Source organism: Hydrogenophaga taeniospiralis CCUG 15921, from assembly GCF_001592305.1.
In the GTDB taxonomy this organism is placed as follows: domain Bacteria; phylum Pseudomonadota; class Gammaproteobacteria; order Burkholderiales; family Burkholderiaceae_C; genus Hydrogenophaga; species Hydrogenophaga taeniospiralis.
In genome coordinates this window covers 15,393-28,791 of record NZ_BCWR01000010.1, presented here as the reverse complement: position 1 = coordinate 28,791, position 13,399 = coordinate 15,393, and the positions used below count along the sequence as shown (strand labels likewise).

Below are 13,399 nucleotides of genomic sequence, written 5' to 3'. Positions count from 1 at the left end.
CCCATGAAAAGATCGCACATCGGCATGTGAATGCCGCCGCCATCTGGCCTATCTGACCAAAACATACCCCGTGCTCCGCCCCCCACCCTCCAGCCTGCGCAGCACGCCCCGTGCCAGCAGGTCGTTGATGTCGCGCAAAGCGGTGTCGGCCGAGCATTTACCCAGCGCGGTCCACTTCGCGTTGGTGAGCTTGCCTTCCATGCCGTCCAGCACATGGTTCAACACCAGGGTTTGCCGCGGGTTCATGGGCGTGCCCGCCCAGCGCTGCCAGAACTGGGCCTTGTCCAGCACGCCCGCCAGCAAGCCGTCGGCGCCCTGCACGGCGCGCAGCAGGCAGGCCAGAAACCAGCTGAGCCAGGGCGTGACGTCCAGCGTGCCGCGCTGGGTGGTTTCGAGCTGGTCGTAATACTGTTTTCGCTCGCGCTGCAGCTGGGCGCTGAGGCTGAAGAAGCGTTGGGCTGACCCTTCCGCGCGGGCCAGGGCCATGTCGCCCACGGCGCGGCTGATGCGGCCGTTGCCGTCGTCGAACGGGTGCAGGGTGACGAGCCACAGGTGGGCCAGCCCGGCGTGGATGAGGGCGTCGCCTGCCGGGGCGGCGTTGAACCATTGCAGGAAGGTGGCGGTCTCTGCGGACAGCGCGGCGGCGGGCGGGGCCTGGTAATGCACCTTCTCTCTGCCCACGGGGCCGGACACCACTTGCATGGGGCCGGCTGCGTCGTTGCGCCATGCGCCCACCTGTATGCGGACGCGGCCGCTGAAGCCGGTGGGGAACAGGGCCGCGTGCCAGCCAAACAGGCGCTCGGCTGTGAGCGGCTGGGCGTGGTGCTGGGTGGCGTCGAGCACCATGTCCACCACGCCGTCCACATGGCGGTCGGCGGGGGCCAGCGCGCCAATGTCCACGCCCAGCCGGCGGGCGATGGAGGAGCGCACGGCGTCGAGGTTGAGCGCCTCGCCCTCGATGGCGCTGGTGGTGATGACTTCTTGCGTCAGGGCTTGCAGCGTGGCCTGGTCGCGCTGGGCCAACCCGAGCTCGGCCATGCGGCCCGCCAGATGACCCTGGGCACGGTGTACCTGGGCCAGCGGCGCGGCCAGCGCTGCGGCGTCAAACCGCCACTGCGGCCAGTCGGGGCGCTGCCAGATGTACGTGCGGCGGGGTTGGGGTTTTTCGGGGAACATGCGGCGATTGTGCGCCATATTCACCGCTTTATGTGCGGTGAATATGGCGCACAATCGCCGCCGCGCGTCAACTCACCGCGACGCAATCCGCGGGCCGGCGAGGCCGAAGGCAGCGCCTTGCGGGTCGCGCGCCTGGAGGCTGTATTCGCCACCGGGAATCTGGTCGGGGCCGTTGAGCACCTGGCCTCCGCCGGCCTTGATCTGCTCCACCGCCGCATCGATGTCGTCTACCCCGAAGTAGTAGAGCCAGCGCGGTTCCTTACCGGCCGGGCTGCGCATCAATGCGCCCATGCGCACGCCGTTGGCGGCCAGCAGGTGGTAGTCGCCCAGCTCGCCCATCGGCATGGTGTCGACCACCGTCCAGCCGAAGCGCGCCTGGTAGAACGCGAGGGATGCCTTGTCGTCCTTCACGGCGACTTCGTTCCAGCGCACATGGCGCGCATCGGCGACGCGAAAGGCCGTGCTGACCTCATCGCTTGCGCCGCGCATCACGTACAGCGGCACGCCGTCCGGATCGGCGAGCATGGCCATGCGCCCCACGTTCGGGATGTCCATCATGGGCATCTGCACGCTGCCACCGGCTGCGGTCCAGTCGGTGACTGCGGCGTCGACGTCGGGCACCGCGACGTAGCCGAGCCAGACCGGTTTGGCGCCGGGCATCTGTTCGTTGATCTGCATCAGGCCGCCCGCCTGGCCGTCACCGGCGTCGAGGATGCGGTAGTCCATGCCCGGCTGGCCGCTGTCGCTCGCCTTCCAGCCGACGACAGCACCATAGAAGCGCTGTGCGGCGTCGGCGTCGGTGGTCAGCAACTCGTACCAGATGAAATCGCCCTTGGGGTTGCCCATGTCACTTCTCCAGTGTCACGACGCGGTTGAAACCGCCAAAAATCATCCGCTGGGGGTCGAACGGCCAGTCCGTACCCTCGGGTGGCTTCATGCGTTCGTCTTTCATCATCTTGTCCTGCGCGGCGCCGCAGACTTCGCGTGAGGGCCATTCCATGAAAGAGAACACGATCGTCTCGCCCGGCTCGGCCTTCACGGCGCGGCGAAAGTCGGTGAGCTTGCCGTCGGGCACATCGTCGCCCCAGGCTTCGACCACCCGCAGCGCACCGTAGTCCTTGAACATCGCCCAGGCCTCTTCGGCCATCTTGCGGTAGTCCTCGCGTTTGCCCGCGGGTACCGGGATGACGAAGCCCTGGACGTAGCTGTCGGCGGCCTCGCGGCCTTGTTCGACGATCGGCTCGAAGCCGCCGTAGATCATCCGCTTGCCGTCGAAAGGCATCGGGTTCTTCGCCGGGTCGAAGCGCTTGTCGGTCTTGCCCAGTTCTTCCATCCGGCCCATCACGCCGTCGCGTGTGGCCTTGTCGGGCCATTCAATCCACGAGAACGCCACCGTCTCGTCGTCCTGCGCCGCCACCGCGCCCTGGAAGTCGGTGGTCTTGCCTTTGGGCACATCGGCCCCCCAGCACTCGACCACCCGCGTCGCGCCGTGGTCGATGAAAGCGCTGTCAACCTGCTTGGCGTGGGCCATGAACTGCTGCTGGTTCCCGGTCGGGACCGCGATCACGAAGCCGTCGATGTAAGACATGGTGGTTCTCCGGTTGGGGTTGAGCGGCGCTCAGTTTCTCTCGCCCCCGGATGCAGAACTGTGCGCTACCACACCAACGAGAAAGCGCCGCAGGTGGTGCGCCGAGAGCTCGCGCATGAGGCCGAAGGTGCGCCGCACGAGCATGTGGGCGTTGTGCGGGCCGGATCAATAGGGCGCCCACTCGTAGCTCAGTGAGCGGATCGTTCCACGCCAATAGGGCTTGCGCCCACCCTCTTCGGGCGGCAGCAGCCAGGCCACTTCACCCGACAGGGGGACGCGCATGCCTTCGCGCCACTGGTGGTTCGACCAGCGGCCTTCCCATGGCCGCATGACGATCTTGCCGCTCTCTGTGCGCCCGCGCGCATCGGCACGCACCGACTCCATCAGCCCTTGTGCGTCGAAGGTGAACGTCAGCGTGAGCGACAGCCCGCCGTCGGTCATCGTGGCTCGGGCCGATCGCTCGTCCACCGCTTCCCAGCGCACACCCTGGCTCGGCAGCAAGGCGGTGGGGTACCACGCCGCTTCGGCAAAGAAGCGCATGAACTCGCCTTCCGCCACCGCCCCGGTGCCCCGCAGCTCCATCAACGTGAACAGGCCGAGAACGGTGGGGTGCAGAACGCCTTCGCCCGCGACATAGGCGTCGTGCACCCGCACGCCCAGCCCCGGCAACAGGTTCATGCGGCCGTCCCACACGAAGCCCGGCCGCCGCGTCACCACACGCTGGTAGGAGCTGAACGGCGTCCAGTTGTCGACGGTCTCGCCCAGGTTGAAGGTGCCGGTGTGTTCCACCGTGACCGCGGCGACGATGGGCGCGCCGTCGGGCATCGTCACCCGGAAGTAGCGCTGCACCACCGGTGGCAACCCCGCGAGCTCTTGCGCATCGAAGCGCGCAGGGCTCGGCGCCACACGGCTGGCCTCCAGCCGGTCCACCAGAGACTGGGTCAAGCCACGCCATTTCCACGCGCCCCATGCGGTGAGCGCGGCGAATGCCAGGGCAACGACCAAGATGGTGGCCAGTGCGATCTTCATCCGTCTTCCCGGCGCAGCACTCACACCAGCACAGCCTGCACCGGGCGGCGCAGCGAGGGCGGCAGGGTTGGTCCGCGTCCGAACCGGACCACCAGGTCCGGCCGCTGGTGGCCCGGGCCGATGGCGTTCGCGAACCGGGGACGCAACGCCGCGAGTTCGACCGGCATGTTGACGTGTGCGTTGCGCACACCCATGACGGTGCCCTGCAGCGCGAAGCGCTCATAGGCCCGGCCCACCTCCACCCAATGGGCTTTGTCTTCCTTGGCGGCCACGAACACCGCGACGCCAGCCGAGCTGTGCAACTGCCGGGTGTATTTCTCGTTTTCCGACTTGGCCGTGACCACGAAGTCGAACAGCAGATTGCCCAGCCAGGACGGCAGCGTGGGGCTGCCCGACGACTTGCCGAACAGCCCGTCGCCCCGCGCCACCGCGTCCGAGGCACTGAAGCGGATCCAGGACTTCAGTTCCTTGACGAAGGCCTTGTCGTTCAGTTGCGCGGTGTTGCCCTGCACGACGAAATCCAGCACCCTGCCAATGGCGGCCCGCTCGGTGAGCAGGAGCAGGCGCACCCCGTCGTTGCTGCCGGCGCGTTCGAGCAGGCCCAGGTCCTGGGCGCTCAGGGGTTTGCCGTCGTATTCGCCACGCGTGCACTGGCGTTCGGGTATCGCCTTGAACAACGACGTGACGACGGCGGGCGTGGGTGACAGGTTGACGACCACCGCGTCGCGCGCCGCATCGAAATGGACCTCGCTGGCCAGGCCCAGCGCCAGCCCCGCCTGCACCAGGTTCTCGGCGGCACAGCCCAGCGAGACGTAGAGATGGTGGTCGTCCGGGTCCACCACAGGGCACCTGCGTGAAAGGTCGGGCAGGATGGTGACGCTCCGTCCGTCCAGCGCGAACTTCCAGCACTGCGTGTTGTGGCTCGACGGCGCCAGGGTCGCGTAGCGCACCAGCTCCTGGCTCAGCGCGACGCCCGACAGGCCCTGCAAAGGCCCCGCGCGCCAGATGCGCGCCGTCGCCGCTTCGTAACTCTCCGAGGCCCAGGCCGACGGACTTGCTCCGAACGTGGCAGCGCCCCCGAGAACCCCTGGTGTGGTCGCCAGCAACGCCCTGCGTGTCAGCTTGTTCATCATCGTTTCCCCCAAGCATGTCGTCTGCTTCGCCCAGACCTTCTGGGTCAGCCCGCACGCCATTTTTTGGGCTGCACGGCCCAAGTCCGTTGATTCAAATCAAGCGGACCCGAGAGCGACGGCTCCACGCTGCTGGGCGGAGTCATGGGACTGCTCCTTCCGGCATGGGTTTCAGATTGACTTCCAAAACCAATCCTGGCACTTCGATGCCGTCGCCCGGAAGTGGGAGTCCCTTCGTATTCCGTCAAACGCTGGGTGTCAGAAGCATAATTGCCAGCGGGCACACGGAAAGGGGTTCAAGTCATGCCAAACGTGAACATGAACGTGATTGGAGAGGTCACCACCGAGGTTCTGCAAGCCTTTGCCGATGCTTGGAATCGCCACGATATCGATGCCCTCATGTCGTACATGTGCGATGACTGTCTCTTCGAGGCCTCCGCAGGCCCGGACATCTGTGGCACCCGGTACGCGGGCCGTGAGGCGGTGCGGGCTGGCTTCGCCGAAGTCTGGGCGACCTTCCCCGATGCTCACTGGGGAAACGCACGCCATTTTGTCCATGGGGACAGGGGCGTGTCCGAGTGGACATTCACGGGAACGCGGGCAGACGGCACTCAAGTCGAAGTCCATGGTTGTGATCTCTTCACCTTCAGAGACGGCAAGATCGCGCTGAAGAACTCCTACCGCAAGAACCGATGACTTCAGTGTTTCGCAGCGCGTTTTCCGATGCCCTGCCTATGGGTCGCAGCGCTCGAAGCTGCGGTGCGCGGTAGCGAGCCGCCCGTCGTGCTGGTGGCGCACAGTCTGGCCTGCCTTCAGTTGGCGCACTGGGCCACATCAACGCGGTGCATTTGCCTGCATTCCGCTTCTCCAGCGTGGTCGGTCGTGAACGGCGCCTCTTGGCCAATCGCCACTGATCACTGTGTTGCCAGCGGTCAACTCTTCTGCCGCCCCACCTTCACCGCCTTGCCCTTGCCCGCCGGTGCCTTGAGCTGCACCTGCGCCTGCTCCAGCCAGAGCAGGGTTTCGGTGTGCGAGAGGAAGCGCCGCAGGTAGTGCGGCGACAGCTCGCGCATGAGGCCGAGGGTGCGCAGCACGAGCATGTGGGAGTTGAGCGGGCCGGCGTTTTCGGGCGCGCGCTGCGTGGCCTGCACCACGGCGGCTTCGGCGCCCAGGCGCTCCCAGGTTTCGCGGAAGCGCTGGGCGCTGCGCAGTTCGGGCCACTGGCCTGCGCTGGGTCTTTGCCCGCCCGCCGCGGCCTGGCTGGCTTGGGCGATGTGGGCGTTGAGGGCCGCCAAGGGTGAGGGTTGGGTGCTCATGGCCTGGCGGTGGTGGCCGTTGCAGACTGTGCCGGCGCGGCCGTGCTGGGCGCGGGCGCGGCGCGGGGCACGGGGGCCATTTCCACGCGCCTGTTCAGGGCGCGGCCTGCCTCATCGGCGTTGCTGGCCACGGGTTGTTCGGCGCCGAAGGCGGCGCTGAACACGCGCTGGCGCGGCATGCCTTCCTTGACGAGCGTGCGCGTCACGGTGAGCGCGCGCTGGGCCGAGAGCTCCAGGTTGTCTTCAAAGCGCTGGTGGGGGCCTTTGACGATGGGCTTGTCGTCGGTGAAGCCGCTCACCATGAGCACCTCGTCGCGCTCGCCGAGGTACACCTCCAGCGGCGGCACCAGGCTCTTGAGCAGTTGCTGGCCTTCGGGGCGCAGCTCGTCGGAGTTGAAGTCGAACAGCACGCTGCCGCTGATGCCGATGCGGCCGTTGTTGAGCGTGACGCGGCCGCTCTGCAGCGGAATGGCGAGCGCTTTTTCCAGCGCCATGCGGCGGGCTTCTTCCTGCTGGCGCTTGGCGATCTCGGACTGCAGGCTGTTGACCAGGTCCACCTGCACCAGCAGCACGCCGATGAGGATGAGCACGAACGCGCCGACCACGCCGGACATGAGGTCGCCGAACACGGCCCAGACGGGCGCGGTCTCGCCGAGGCCGTCGTCGATCGCGGTGTCGTCCACGCTGAAGTTCATCGGACAACCCTCCGTGCTGCGCACTGCGGGGCTGAGCGCCTTCGGAACGGCCGTGCGGCGCTCATCAGGCGACCCCCTGCACCGCAGGCGCGGCGGCTTTGGCGGTGGCGGGCTTGGCCGCGCGCAGGCTGCGCATGTCTTCCACGATGCCTTGCTGCGCGCTGATGCTGAGGTCGATCACCTCGCGCGCCTGCGCGACGTAGTAGGCGAGCTGTTCGTCGCTGCGCGCCATGTGCTGGCCGATGGCGCCTTCGACGCGCTGCAGACCGTCCACCAGCTTTTCATTGGTGCTGCTGAACAGCGCCACGCCCTGCTGAAAGGCCTGGCCGAGGGCGGCGAGCTCGGCGGCGCTGGTGGCGAGTTGCGCGGTCTGCTCGTCGGCCCGGCCCGCCTGCGCGCCCAGGGTCTGCGCGAACTGCGCGCCGGTCTGGTTGAGCACGGTGGTGGCGGAAGCGACCAGCGATTCGATGGCGGCGCGCTGCTCGCCGGTGGTCTGCTGCACGTTCTGCAGCAGGCTGCTGATGTGCGCCACCAGCTCGGTGCGCTCCTGCAGGGCCAGGTTGTCGCGCTCGGTGAGGCGACTCATTTCGCCGCGCAGCTGGCCAATGACTTCGGCCGCGGCCTTGGGCGCCTCGGACGCCGTTTCCAACAGGCGCGACATGGGCGCTTCGAGCGAAGTGCCGAGCGTGGCAAGGTGTTCGGTGACGGCGGCCTGCAGCTCGCCCAGACGCTGCACGGCGGCCTGGCCACGCGCGGCCTCTTCGCTCCGCAGGGTCTGCAGGTGGGTGGCTTCTTCGGTGCGCAGCGCTTGCAACTCGGTGCTGATGACGGTGTGCAGCGCGACGGCTTGTTCGGCGGTGGCCCGCTGGCGGCTCGCTTCGTCGGCGCGCAGAGCTTGCAGCTGTGTGGCCAGCTCGGTTTGCAGGCTGGCGAGACGCTCCACCGCGGCCTGGCCGCGCGCGGCTTCTTCGCTGCGCAGGGCTTGCAGGTGCGTGCTTTCCTCCGCGCGCAGGGCGCTGAGTTCGCTGCGCCAGAGGGCGGCCAGCTCGTCCATGCGCTGGCCGTGCTGCTGCGCCCACTGCGCTTCGGCTTCGGTGCGGGCTTGCACCAGGGCTTCGCTCTTGTCGAGCAGGCGGGCGACGCTTTCCATGCTGCGTGTGGCCTGTTCGCTGGCGCTCTGTTGCAGGGCACTGGCGGTGTGCTCCAGCGTCTGGCACACGGCCTGCTGCTGCGCGAGGTTCTGCGCGCCCACCTGCTGCCACTCGGCTTGCAGGCCGCTGGCCATGCCTTGCAGCGCGGTGGTCCACACCGCCAGCTTCTGCGCTTCGGCCTGGGCCTGCTCGCTGTGTTGTTGCGCCGTGGCCTGCTGCACGTTGGCCAGCAGCTGGGCGGCGCGGGCTTCGAAGCTGGCGTTGAACTGTTCCAAGGCATTGCCCAGGCCGCTGACGAGCTGCTCGCTGGTGCGTGCGTGGTTCTGCAGCGCGGACTGCCAGCCCTCGGCCACGCTGCCGGTGGTGGCGGCGAACTGGGTGGACAGACCGGTCAGCTGCGTCTGCACGGCCGCGCTCACGCGCTCGTGCAGGCGGGTGGACTCCTGCGCGATCGCGGCCATGGCGTTTTCCACCACGGGCTGGATGCTCTCGCCAGCCACGCGCGCGCTGGTGGTGAGGCTCTCGTTCAACGCCTGCGCCACCGACTGGCCCAGGCCCGTGTACGCAGCGGCGGCTTCGCGGTGGAACTGGTCCTGGCGCGCGGTGAGCTGTTCGTCCAGCTGCGCATGGCGGCGCTCCACCTTCTCCATCAGCGCCTGTAGCTGCGTGACCACCTGGGGCAGCGCGTCGGCCTGGCGCTGCAGGGCGGCGAAGGTGTCGTCGCTGCGCTGGGTGGCGGTGAAGGGGCGCAGCGCGCCGGCGGTGTGTTGCTCCAGCTGGCGGGCCACATCCAAACGCTCGCGGCGGGCGATGGCGGACATGAGGCCCAGCATGGCCGAGCTGGCCACACCGGCCACCGAGGTGCCGAAGGAAATGCCCAGGCCTTTGATGGGCGCGGCGAGCGCGCCGCGGATGGCGCCCAGATCGGCCGAGCCTTCGAGCGCGAACACGGCGCCCTTGAAAGTGACCACCATGCCCAGGAAGGTGCCCAGCATGCCGAGCATGACCAGCAGGCCGATGAGGTAGGGCGTGAGCGCCAGGCCCGGCAGCGCGCCGCGCCCGCTTTCCACGCGCTGGCGCACGGCGTTCTGCAGCGGCGCGGGTACGCGGGCGAGCCAGTCGGCGAGGCTGCTCAGCGGCTGTGGGATGTGGGCCAGCGCATCGGCCAGGCCGCCGCTGGCGCTGCGGAAGCGCTGGATTTCGAGTGCGCCCACCAGGTAGGCGGCGGCGATGGCCACCGTCATGCCCAGGGCGAGCCAGCTGGCGGTGCCGATGAAGCCCACGCCCACCCAGGCGATGGCGAACAGGCCGAGCAGGAAGGCGCCGACGAGCAGGGCGCGGCTGGAAAAGGAGGAAGAAGACATGGCTTGTGTTTTCAAAGGCTCAAATTCGGTGTGGGGCGTTGGCCTGGCGCTTTGGGCGGGGGATTCATGAGTCCACGGCCTCGATCATTCCGACGACCGGTTGCAGGCGGTGGTCGAGTTCGGCGAGCAGGGTCTGCTCCAGCTCGGTGTTGAAGCCCTGCAGCCAGTGCAAGTCACGCGGGGTGTCGGACGCGGCGGCGGCCTGGCGCAGCGCCGTGAACCGCGCCTTCAGTAAGGCGGGCACGTTGTTCAGCAGGCGCTGCTCGCGCCCACCGAGCATGTCGTCCAGCACGGCGTCGAGCGCGGCGAGCTGGGCCAGGCGGGGCGAGCCTTGGGCGAGCGTCTGGCGCACGTGGCCGCGCAGCGCGTCCACGCTCATTTCCAGACGGCGCTGCTGGTCCTGGTAACGCTGCAGGCAGAGGGCGAACTCGGTGTCGAGGTCGTCCGGGTCGGGCTTGTGCTTGGCGTCGCGCGTGCTGATGGACTGGCTGAGCACGGCGCGCACGCGCTCCAGCTCGGCCTGCAGCGTGGCGGCGGCGGTGGCCGGCTGGCCGGAAACGCGGGCGGCCTGCCGGCCGGCGGCGGCGATGGTGGCGTGCGCCGAACTCAGACTGATGGCATCGGCCACGTTGAGCCACTGTCCCAGGCGCTCGGCCACGTCCTGCCGCGCCACGTCGCCGGGCGCAGCCGCTCCCGTGGGCAGGCAGCCCTCAAGCTGGCGCACCAGGGTGGAACGGTGGAGGTTGCTGCGCAAAAAAAATTCCTTCGCGCCCCCAGGGGCGCCATTCACATCACGACATGGGTTGGGGTGCGGGCCACGGGGCCTGCACCGGCACTGACACGGCCCGGGCCGCCTGCGGCAGCCCCCTGGCGCCGGCCCTGTCGGGCCATCGGCGCAGGTCAGTGGGGTTTTTTGCGTGCCTGGGCACGCGGTGCCGCCACGGGGTTCGTCCTCTGGAGGCGGCCCGGGGCGGCAGGCCGTCATTAGAAACCATTCGGCCGGCGGGTTTGTAACCGCCGGTCCGGCCCGCTGTCACAGCACCAGCACGGCCCGGAAATCGTTCACGTTGGTGTGGGTGGGGCCGGTGATGACCAGATCGCCCAGCGGCCCGAAATAGCCGTAGGCGTCGTTGCGGGCCAGGTGGTCGGTGATCTTCAGGCCCAGCGCGGCGGCGCGGGCCAGGGTGTCGGGCGTGACGAGGGCGCCGGCGTTGTCTTCCACGCCGTCGATGCCGTCTGTGTCGGCGGCGAGCGCCCACACACCGCCCTGCCCGCCCAGCGCCTGGGCCAGGCCCAGGCAGAACTCGCCGGCCCGGCCGCCGCGGCCTTTCTTCTGGCCTTCGGCGCGAGGGCGCACCGTCACCGTCGTTTCGCCGCCGCTGAGGATGACGCAGGGCTTGGCGAAGCTGCTGCGGCCGAGCGCCGTGGAGCGCGCCAGCGCGGCGTGCACCTTGCCGACTTCGCGCGACTCGCCTTCGATCTCGTCGCTGAGCACGACCACGTTCAGGCCCAGGGCGCGGGCCGCGTCGGCGGCGGCGTCCAGGCTTTGTTGGGGCGTGGCGATCAGGTGGGTTTGAATGCCGGCCAGCCGCGCATCACCGGGCTTGGGCGTTTCGAGCACGCCGCTCTCCAGCTGCGCGCGCACGGCGGGCGGCACCTCGATGCCGTAGCGGCGCAGGATGTCGAGCGCTTCGGCGCAGGTGGACGCATCGGCCACGGTGGGGCCGCTGGCGATCACGCTCACGTCGTCGCCCGGCACGTCGCTGATGGTGAGCGTGACCACACTCGCTGGCGCGCAGGCCGCGGCGAGACGCCCGCCCTTGATGGCCGAGAGGTGCTTGCGCACGGTGTTCATCTCGCCGATGTGCGCGCCGCTGTCCAGCAGCTGGCGGTTGATGCGCTGCTTGTCTTCCAGCGTGAGGCCCTCGCAGGGCAGCGTGAGCAGGGCCGAGCCACCGCCGGAGATGAGACACAACACGAGGTCGTCTTTGGTCAGACCCTCGGTCAGCTGCAGGATGCGCTGCGCGGCATCAAGACCGGCGGCGTCGGGCACGGGGTGCGAGGCTTCGACCACCTCGATGCGCGGCGGCAGGCCGTCGGGGCGCGGCGGCGTGTGGTGGTAGCGCGTGACGACCAGGCCCGAGAGCGGCGCATCGGCCGGCCACAGCGCCTCCACCGCCTGCGCCATCGCGCCACCGGCCTTGCCCGCGCCGAGCACCAACGTCCTGCCTTTTGGAGGCGGCGGCAGGTGGGCGGCGGTGTTGTGCAACGGCAGGGCGCGCTGCACCGCCACGTGGTACAGGTGGCGCAGCAGGGCGCGGGGGTTCTGGGTGCTGTGCTTCATGGGTGGGGCCGGGCTGGGTTGACAGGACTGGGTTGAGAATGGGCGTCTGCCCGCCATTGTCGCCACACTCCCCACGCGCCCGCCATGTCCAGCCTGCTGATCCACCACGCCACCTGCATCGCCTGCTTCGACCACACCGACCCGGCCAAGGGCCGCGAGCTGGCGGACGCCTCGCTCTTCGTGCGCGACAACCGCATCGAATGGATCGGCCCCGCCGCCGCGCTGCCACCTGCATTGCGCGAAGAGGCGGCTGACACCATCGACGCACGAGGCCACCTCGTCACGCCCGGACTGGTGAACACACACCACCACATGTTCCAGTCGCTCACACGAGCGGTTCCCGGCGTGCAGGACGCCGAGCTGTTCGGCTGGCTGCGCGGGCTGTACCCGATCTGGGCCGGGCTCACGCCCGAGATGGTGCGGGTGTCCACCCAGGTTGCGATGGCCGAGCTGCTGCTGAGCGGCTGCACCACCAGCAGCGACCACCTGTATATCTACCCGAACGGGGTGCGACTGGAAGACAGCATCGAGGCGGCGCAGCAGATCGGCATGCGCTTCCTCGCCACGCGCGGCAGCATGAGCGTGGGCCAGAGCGCGGGCGGCCTGCCGCCGGACAGCATGGTGGAGCGCGAAGACGCGATCCTGAAAGACAGCCAGCGCCTGATCGAGACCTGGCACAGCGCCGCGCACGGCGCCATGCTGCAGGTGGCGCTGGCACCGTGTTCGCCGTTTTCGGTGAGCCCCGATCTGATGCGCCAAAGCGCCCTGCTCGCGCGCAGCTTCCAGGGCCAGGGCGTGCGCCTGCACACCCACCTGGCCGAAAACGACCACGACATCGCCTACAGCCGCGAAAAATTCAACAAGACGCCCGCGCAGTACGCGCAGGCGCTGGGCTGGCTGGGTGACGACGTATGGCACGCGCACTGCGTGAAGCTGGACGACGAAGGCATTTCGCTCTTTGCCGCGAGCCGCACCGGCGCGGCGCATTGCCCCTGCAGCAACATGCGACTCGCCTCCGGCATCGCGCCGGTGCGCCGCATGCTGAACGCGGGCGTTCCCGTGGGCCTGGGCGTGGACGGCAGCGCCAGCAACGACGGCGCGCACATGGTGAACGAAGCGCGCCAGGCGCTGCTGCTGGCCCGCGTGGGCCGAGCATTGATGCCGCCCGAAACCCGCAATGGCCAAACCTTCTTCGGCTGCGACCTCGGCCCGGCCGAGATGACCGCGCGCGACGCGCTGCACATCGCCACGCGCGGCGGTGCGCAGGTACTGGGGCGCCAGGACATCGGCCACCTCGCGGTGGGCATGTGCGCCGACTTCGCGCTGTTCGACCTGCGCACGCTGGGCTTCGCCGGCGGCGCCGTGCACGACCCCGTGGCCAGCCTGCTGCTCTGCGCCAGCCCGCAGGCGGCCTACACCGTGGTGAACGGCCGGGTGGTGGTGCGCGAAGGCCAGCTCACCACCGTGGACCTGGGGCCGCTGGTGGAGCGCCACAACCGGCTCGCGCTGGCACTGGTCGAAGCGGCGCGTTGAAAAGATATTTTCGGCTGCTCTGCCACACGGAGCGCGACCCGCAACGCATGAAACGATGCAGCCCAGGACACCG

12 protein-coding genes and 3 pseudogenes are annotated in these 13,399 nt (G+C 69.0%); 3 read left to right on the top strand and 12 right to left on the bottom strand.

The window, feature by feature from the left end:
- Positions 1-48: 48 nt before the first annotated feature.
- The 7 genes and pseudogenes from HTA01S_RS13265 to HTA01S_RS13245 all read right to left on the bottom strand — a co-directional run bounded on the left by HTA01S_RS13265 (position 49) and on the right by HTA01S_RS13245 (position 4,923).
- Positions 49-1,176 carry a Fic family protein gene (locus HTA01S_RS13265; protein WP_068172249.1) on the bottom strand — a complete coding sequence of 376 codons (1,128 nt, stop codon included), beginning with the start codon at positions 1,174-1,176 and terminating at the stop codon, positions 49-51.
- Positions 1,177-1,248: 72 nt separating this feature from the next.
- Complete coding sequence (locus tag HTA01S_RS13260) at positions 1,249-2,022, bottom strand: VOC family protein (RefSeq protein ID WP_068172246.1); 774 nt, start codon at positions 2,020-2,022, stop codon at positions 1,249-1,251.
- Position 2,023: 1 nt separating this feature from the next.
- Positions 2,024-2,413: a DUF1428 domain-containing protein gene (locus HTA01S_RS25765; protein WP_279338509.1), complete on the bottom strand. Its 390-nt coding sequence runs from the start codon at positions 2,411-2,413 to the stop codon at positions 2,024-2,026.
- A pseudogene (locus HTA01S_RS26000) lies at positions 2,405-2,764 on the bottom strand (DUF1428 domain-containing protein); the annotation flags it as partial. The gene HTA01S_RS25765 and the pseudogene HTA01S_RS26000, both read right to left, overlap by 9 nt.
- 30 nt (positions 2,765-2,794) lie before the next feature.
- Positions 2,795-2,914 (bottom strand): annotated as a pseudogene (locus tag HTA01S_RS26265) (hypothetical protein); the annotation flags it as partial.
- Between the two features lie 15 nt (positions 2,915-2,929).
- Complete coding sequence (locus HTA01S_RS13250; protein WP_068172242.1) at positions 2,930-3,793, bottom strand: DUF6920 family protein; 864 nt, start codon at positions 3,791-3,793, stop codon at positions 2,930-2,932.
- 20 nt (positions 3,794-3,813) lie between these two features.
- On the bottom strand, positions 3,814-4,923 hold the full coding sequence (locus HTA01S_RS13245) for an Acg family FMN-binding oxidoreductase (RefSeq protein ID WP_245638082.1): 1,110 nt from the start codon (positions 4,921-4,923) through the stop codon (positions 3,814-3,816).
- 303 nt (positions 4,924-5,226) lie between these two features.
- Between HTA01S_RS13245 and HTA01S_RS13240 the strand changes: the two genes are divergently transcribed.
- Both HTA01S_RS13240 and HTA01S_RS26175 read left to right on the top strand, forming a co-directional pair.
- A complete protein-coding gene (locus HTA01S_RS13240) occupies positions 5,227-5,619 on the top strand; it encodes a nuclear transport factor 2 family protein (RefSeq protein WP_068172237.1) in 393 nt (130 codons plus the stop codon).
- Positions 5,620-5,646: 27 nt separating this feature from the next.
- Positions 5,647-5,748, top strand: a pseudogene (locus HTA01S_RS26175) (alpha/beta hydrolase); the annotation flags it as partial.
- Between the two features lie 107 nt (positions 5,749-5,855).
- On the opposite strand, the gene HTA01S_RS13235 reads toward HTA01S_RS26175, so the two are convergent.
- The 5 genes from HTA01S_RS13235 to HTA01S_RS13215 all read right to left on the bottom strand — a co-directional run bounded on the left by HTA01S_RS13235 (position 5,856) and on the right by HTA01S_RS13215 (position 11,793).
- A complete protein-coding gene (locus tag HTA01S_RS13235) occupies positions 5,856-6,239 on the bottom strand; it encodes a DUF2894 domain-containing protein (RefSeq protein WP_084236094.1) in 384 nt (127 codons plus the stop codon).
- The gene (locus HTA01S_RS13230) at positions 6,236-6,934 is read right to left on the bottom strand and encodes an OmpA family protein (protein ID WP_068172231.1); all 699 of its coding nucleotides are present in this window, start codon (positions 6,932-6,934) and stop codon (positions 6,236-6,238) included. Before HTA01S_RS13230 ends, HTA01S_RS13235 begins: the two co-directional genes overlap by 4 nt.
- A 64-nt stretch (positions 6,935-6,998) precedes the next feature.
- Positions 6,999-9,449 (bottom strand): DUF802 domain-containing protein, encoded by a 2,451-nt coding sequence (locus HTA01S_RS13225; RefSeq protein WP_068172228.1) that lies wholly within the window; start codon positions 9,447-9,449, stop codon positions 6,999-7,001.
- Positions 9,450-9,513: 64 nt separating this feature from the next.
- On the bottom strand, positions 9,514-10,203 hold the full coding sequence (locus HTA01S_RS13220; RefSeq protein WP_068172225.1) for a DUF3348 family protein: 690 nt from the start codon (positions 10,201-10,203) through the stop codon (positions 9,514-9,516).
- A 279-nt stretch (positions 10,204-10,482) separates the two neighbouring features.
- Positions 10,483-11,793, bottom strand: coding sequence for a glycerate kinase type-2 family protein (locus HTA01S_RS13215; RefSeq protein WP_068172222.1), 1,311 nt, complete (start codon positions 11,791-11,793; stop codon positions 10,483-10,485).
- An 84-nt stretch (positions 11,794-11,877) separates the two neighbouring features.
- On the opposite strand from HTA01S_RS13215, the gene HTA01S_RS13210 reads away from it, so the two are divergent.
- On the top strand, positions 11,878-13,326 hold the full coding sequence (locus tag HTA01S_RS13210; protein WP_084236092.1) for an 8-oxoguanine deaminase: 1,449 nt from the start codon (positions 11,878-11,880) through the stop codon (positions 13,324-13,326).
- Positions 13,327-13,399: the final 73 nt, after the last annotated feature.

Coding starts and splice junctions, on each gene's coding strand:
- HTA01S_RS13250 (WP_068172242.1), bottom strand. CDS start 3,793: ATGAAGATCGCACTGGCCACCATCTTGGTCGTTGCCCTGGCATTCGCC.
- HTA01S_RS13230 (WP_068172231.1), bottom strand. CDS start 6,934: ATGAACTTCAGCGTGGACGACACCGCGATCGACGACGGCCTCGGCGAG.
- HTA01S_RS13210 (WP_084236092.1), top strand. CDS start 11,878: ATGTCCAGCCTGCTGATCCACCACGCCACCTGCATCGCCTGCTTCGAC.
- HTA01S_RS13215 (WP_068172222.1), bottom strand. CDS start 11,793: ATGAAGCACAGCACCCAGAACCCCCGCGCCCTGCTGCGCCACCTGTAC.
- HTA01S_RS13245 (WP_245638082.1), bottom strand. CDS start 4,923: ATGAACAAGCTGACACGCAGGGCGTTGCTGGCGACCACACCAGGGGTT.
- HTA01S_RS13225 (WP_068172228.1), bottom strand. CDS start 9,449: ATGTCTTCTTCCTCCTTTTCCAGCCGCGCCCTGCTCGTCGGCGCCTTC.
- HTA01S_RS13235 (WP_084236094.1), bottom strand. CDS start 6,239: ATGAGCACCCAACCCTCACCCTTGGCGGCCCTCAACGCCCACATCGCC.
- HTA01S_RS13265 (WP_068172249.1), bottom strand. CDS start 1,176: ATGTTCCCCGAAAAACCCCAACCCCGCCGCACGTACATCTGGCAGCGC.
- HTA01S_RS13260 (WP_068172246.1), bottom strand. CDS start 2,022: ATGGGCAACCCCAAGGGCGATTTCATCTGGTACGAGTTGCTGACCACC.
- HTA01S_RS13240 (WP_068172237.1), top strand. CDS start 5,227: ATGCCAAACGTGAACATGAACGTGATTGGAGAGGTCACCACCGAGGTT.